The 5,088-nt window shown below is 61.4% G+C and carries 5 protein-coding genes; 3 read left to right on the top strand and 2 right to left on the bottom strand.

Translation table 11 applies throughout. The annotated features are described in order from the left end of the window. Positions 1-419 precede the first annotated feature (419 nt). Together VI480_RS00050 and VI480_RS00045 are read right to left on the bottom strand one after the other, a co-directional pair. The gene (locus VI480_RS00050; RefSeq protein WP_323670763.1) at positions 420-1,286 is read right to left on the bottom strand and encodes a DNA adenine methylase; all 867 of its coding nucleotides are present in this window, start codon (positions 1,284-1,286) and stop codon (positions 420-422) included. A 3-nt stretch (positions 1,287-1,289) separates the two neighbouring features. Further along, on the bottom strand, positions 1,290-2,105 hold the full coding sequence (locus VI480_RS00045; protein ID WP_323670762.1) for a hypothetical protein: 816 nt from the start codon (positions 2,103-2,105) through the stop codon (positions 1,290-1,292). Here VI480_RS00045 and VI480_RS00040 point away from each other — a divergent pair. The 3 genes from VI480_RS00040 (at position 2,070) to VI480_RS00030 (ending at position 4,684) form a co-directional block, all read left to right on the top strand. Then, complete coding sequence (locus tag VI480_RS00040; protein ID WP_323670761.1) at positions 2,070-2,699, top strand: hypothetical protein; 630 nt, start codon at positions 2,070-2,072, stop codon at positions 2,697-2,699. The two genes, VI480_RS00045 and VI480_RS00040, sit on opposite strands and share 36 nt — an antisense overlap. A gap of 591 nt (positions 2,700-3,290) precedes the next feature. Continuing rightward, entirely contained in the window at positions 3,291-4,100 is an 810-nt protein-coding gene (locus tag VI480_RS00035; RefSeq protein WP_323670760.1) for a hypothetical protein, read from the top strand. Beyond that, positions 4,097-4,684, top strand: coding sequence for a hypothetical protein (locus tag VI480_RS00030; protein ID WP_323670759.1), 588 nt, complete (start codon positions 4,097-4,099; stop codon positions 4,682-4,684). Before VI480_RS00035 ends, VI480_RS00030 begins: the two co-directional genes overlap by 4 nt. Positions 4,685-5,088 lie beyond the last annotated feature (404 nt).

Here is a 5,088-nt window from a genome sequence, read left to right as displayed (position 1 = left end):
GGACACACTCGCTGAGGTACGCCTTGTGGTGCCGGACCGATCAATCCAAACACGGATAGCGAGTGAACTTGAAGCTGAGCTAGCGCGGATGGACACGCTGATTTCGCGCCTACATCGGAATGTCGACCTGTTGTTGGAACGCCGTCACGCTATGATCGTCAAAGCAACCTCTGGCCATGGATAGACAGTGTGGGAATCACTATCTTGAAACCAGCGCATAAGCGATAGGACAATATAGTGACGAACTCAGGGTCCATACCGGGTCAGCTCGCGTCATGCGATGTGCTGAACCCAGCATGTGACTTCGCAATCGTTGAGGATTCTTGCGCGACTTGAATTGCGGCGCGTAGTTGCCCTAGAATAGCGCCACCGGGCAGGGGACGAGGCCCAGCAGCTACGGATAGTTTGCTTGAGGACGGTCAGCGCCGCCATGTTGCGTTGCGCAGCGTTGATACTGCATCGCCGAAATCGCAGTCTTGGGAGAAGACCATGAGTTCCCTGCCAATGTGGCTGCGTCGGGCGCTATGGCGTAGTCCAAACTGCAGAATCCTCATGTCTGGGTAGAGGTCTTCGACAACGCGGTCATCAACATCATAGCTGACTATCCACGGCGCGTCACATGAGCTGAGCGAGTGCGCTAGCTCCTTGTGGCGCTCATAGGTCATCGTGTCGAGGTACAAGTCTGCTGACTTGGTGAGATAGGGTGGATCGGCATAGATGAAGACCGGCTCGTCAAGGTCGCGGGAGGCATTTGTGACTAGCTCGACACCATCGCCTTCGCGGACGACGATCTGATTTGCAAACCTGCGGACAGTCCGCAGACGCTCGATCAAGTTCAGTTTGTTGAATCGACAGTCCAACGGCCAGGGGCCGTTTTGGGAGAGGCCACCGATCGGTCGCGCATCAATAACGCCCGAGTGGTTCGTACGATTCAGGAAGAATGTTGCGAACCCTAATTCCAGATCGCTCTCGGAACCTGCGGCGACGATCGATGCCTGCTTGTGCCAAGTTTCGATGTTCACGTTACATCGTTCCACCCGCTCGACGAACTCGGTGTGGTGTTCCGTGACGGCACGCCAGAAAGCAGCAATGCGCGGGTCTGCATCGCCAATGACCGCTCTTTCCACTGTTCTCGACTTCAAGAGCCCGAGTGCGACCCCTGCGCCGCCGGCGAAGGGTTCCACGTAGGTCGCGTGGCGCGGCACGTTCCGACTCAGGATGTCTTGCACGAACGCCAGCAAAAGGCCTTTGCCCCCGGGGTAGCGCAGCGGGCTGAGGAACGCCATCGCTTAGCGGGCCGCTCGTCGCGACGCAACCGCAGCCGAGATGCCCTCGATGAGCGGGCCGTAGTTCACCGAGATCGTCTCGAGGTCCTTCGGGAGCGGGGCATTGTGGAGGTTATGCACGTATTGGTTGAGATTCCGGGCAGAAACCAAGCTGTATTGCTTGCCCAGATCAGTCTGGATCGCCTCAAATCGCTTGTCGCCGGGACTTGCCACGGCAAGTTCGTCGATTGACGTTCTGATCCGCCTCGCGAGTCCCGTGTCAGGTGCCGGTCTGCGACCGAGTGCATCGAGGTGTTCGTCGACGCTGAGTTCGATGGCGCTACGAAGCAGTACGGCGGCGGCGTTCGGGAACTTGAACAGATCAAGATTTCGCAATTCTCTGAAGATGCTCTGTGTGCGGTGGTGCAAGCCGTCGACGTTGGTCTCTCGAAACAGCCGCGGTGCCTCGGGTCGATCGGAGGATGGCGGCGGCTCTGGGCTCTGCGCGTTGTTCGTTGCTGCCGTCGAGCCTTCGGCGGTTTGGTCGTCAACAGATGGCCCTGTCTCAATGAGGCTGGCCTGCTGGCTCGTCTCGACTTGTTCCTCGCTCGCCCGTGCAGCTTCAGGCGGGGCCTGATCGCCGGTCTGCTGTTCGTGCAGATCCGAGCCCAACAGCCCGCGCACATACGACTCGCGCTGTTCCTTCTTGTGAATCTCGGTGACTGCCCGTCCCGAAGCAAGATCGCTGACGATGGCTGACAGACGACGCACCAAGTCGAACTCGGAGGCATCAGCGACGACATCGTGTCCGCTGAAGTGGAACCCGACAAGGCGCTGCACGACCGTCGTCTGCGCGAGTCTGCCGAGATTCGTCGTGGCGTTCCGTTCGACATAGCCGATGTGGCGTTCAATCTGATCTGTGCCAGCGACGCGAAAGCGCAGCCAGTCCAGAATGTCAATAGCTCTCGATGTCTGGGTTGGTCGCCCCAATGGCCGCCAGCGATGCTGAGCCGCTGGCGTCCAAGGACGGGTCCCGATGCCGTCAAGTTGACCTTGATGGATGCGCTCAAGCCAGACGTCGGCTTCCTCGCGACGGTGGACCGCATAACAGTCCACCGAATGTGGCTGCTGTCCTGCATGCACCACCCGTTCAGCGAAATCGGGGGGCTCTGCGTCCGGCGGCAGCAGATCTGGGCGCGCAAGAAGGCGCAAGGCAGCGAGTCGGCGGTTCCCGTCGAGCACCGTGAACCGGCCGGTGGACTCCTCGAGCACGGTGAACCGCAGAGTCGGATTCAGGCCGTGTTCGTGGATATCGAGAGCGAGGTTGGTGAGCAGGTTGTCCTGCTTGCGCGTCTGTTCGTGGACGAGCGCCTTGATCGCTGCTTCCTGACTCGGAACGGGTCCATGCCGGGGATTCCGAATGTCGAGATCTAGGTCGGCTACGGCAATGTTCCTAAAGTTCACTCTCACTCCCATGTACGCGAGCGGGAAACGCCTAATTCAACCTTGTGCAATCGATGTCATCACGCGCTTGCTCGAACAGGTCGGCCTTGGCAGCGTGGACTGGCAGGCCTCGCCTCGGAATCCTCGGCCGTTGACGCACGGCTCACGGACTCCGCTACATCGCCATCTGCGCGCTGCTCGCCAGCGGCAGAGCCCGTGACGCGTAGCCATGAGACTCAGGGTCGCCATAAGGCGAAGCGGGGTCCGGTCCGCGGCGGTGGCAGGTAGCCGTGCCTGCTTCGCGCGCGTTGTCGACTCATGCGGGGCTCCTGTGGGCTCATCGTGCAGAAATCAGGCCAGTTTCGTGTTGCCGCCGATGGCTTCCCGGTCTCGGGCAGACACAACGCCGCCGCCCCGGTGAGCCGCTTGGACCTGAGAGGTGTGCTTGGACGGGTACTCGGATATGTACTCCGCAGGTACTCTTGTGGCTACCGCTAACAAGGCGATTCAGAATACAGCTTGCTGGTGCTTTAATCCGCTGGCAGGGTGGCATTCGGAAGCTGTTGGTATACTGTGACGGGCATGGCTACAGCGTGCCACGAGCAGCCGGCTACGGCCAACCAAACCATTGATGCCATCGTAGATGAGGCTGGCCGCGACCATGCTCCGCTGCGCAAGGCGTTTCTGCAGAAGCCCGACTCGGAGAGTGGGTATCGCGGGTCAGCGATGGCCGACCTTGTCCGTGCAGGTGATTCGCTCGGACTCCGCTTGTACTTGACCGCCGTACTGAAGGCGTCGTCACCGCCATGGGACACAGCGCTGCCCGCTCCGGTTTGGGCACGTGCGCTCGGTAACCCGCAGCCGACCTCGAAGGGCGCCACGGGCGCGATCTCCAAGGCATGGCGTCGGTTGGAAGATCACGGCCTGATCCGCCGAAGCCGCTACAACCGCATGGCCCAGATCACGCTGCTTCGCGAGGATGGCTCTGGGCAAGACTACACCCATCCTGGTGACAAGGACTGCCGGACGGAGGCCGACGACTATTTCAAGGTTCCAGTGGCGCTATGGCGGCTTGGGTCTGGTGGCGAAGGACGCTGGATCAGGGAGTTGAGCGTTCCCGAGCTTGCGATGCTGCTGGTCTCGTCGAGCTTGAGAGATGAGTTTTGGCTGCCGATCGAGCACGCCCCAGACTGGTACGGCGTCTCAGCGGACACAGCCCAGCGGGGCCTTGCCGGCCTCCGGACTCGCGATTTGCTGGATGTTGACGTCCGCGTGAAGACAGCGCCGTTGTCACCCACGGGTGCCACAACAGAGCACCTCTACACGCTGAAGGCTCCTTTCGGCCTGACCGGTCGGCGTCAGCGATCCCGACGTCGAGGAGCCAAGCGATGACGAGGCTCAGCGACGGTAAACCGATACGCGGTGACGTGGTGGCTGTCATCGATGAGTCGTCGCCGGTCGCCGGCGCGGGCGTCTACTACGTCGTCACCGCCGCTGTGGTATTCGACCCATCGAACATTCGCCACCGTGTTGGCGGCGTCGTCGGCGAACGAACCTCGCCATTTCACTACCGCCGCGAAGGCCCAGAAGCGATCGAACGGATGGTGGCTCTTCTCGAGGACACAGGGCTGATGGCATCGGTGCTGTGGCGGCCTGTCGCCCGGCGTGGCCAAGTTGGGGCGCGGCGCGACTTGCTAGCGGCCCACGCCCGCCGGTTGGCCCATGACGGCATCACACACGTGATCATCGAGTCTGGCGACGAGATCAGCGATCAACGCGACCAAGAAACCCTGCTGAACACATTCGCGACGGACGGCGGCGCGCCGTTTCGGTACGACTGGCGGTCGAAAGCCGAACCACTTCTGTGGATTGCCGATGCCATCTGCGGCGTCACCGCAGAACACCTGCTGGGGCGCAGCAACGCGATCTTCGATCAGCTCGCGAACGCCGGGATCATCGAGGTGGTCAACATATGACCAGGAATGCGAAAGCCCCGGCTCCCGTCCTAGTCGGCCTGCCTTGCGGCACGCCCTCGGCCTGGCACTCCGGGGCTCGCGTCTTTCCCCCGGAACAGCACCGGAGGACACGGTCATTATCGGCCCATCAGGCCCAAATGTCAACCTCAGCGCCAGAGATGACGAACGGTCTGCCACCAAACATGCCGATTTTGCAGCGAAGTCTGGCTCAGGGCACGGCAATCGGGCTCAGGTGGAGATCACTGCTCGTGACACATGCGTTCTAGGGTGAGTCGGATGCCGGGTCTGCTGTGTGAGGCGGCGGAGTGAGTTCTGTCACAGAGGCGGCGTTGGAGGCGCACATTGCCGACTGGTTGGTCACCTATGGCGGGTACCAGCACGTCAAGATCGGCAACGCTGGGGAC

The sequence above is a fragment of the Candidatus Poriferisodalis multihospitum genome (assembly GCF_028283155.1).
Lineage (GTDB): Bacteria > Actinomycetota > Acidimicrobiia > Acidimicrobiales > Poriferisodalaceae > Poriferisodalis > Poriferisodalis multihospitum.
This window is presented reverse-complemented; position numbering and strand designations above follow the sequence as displayed.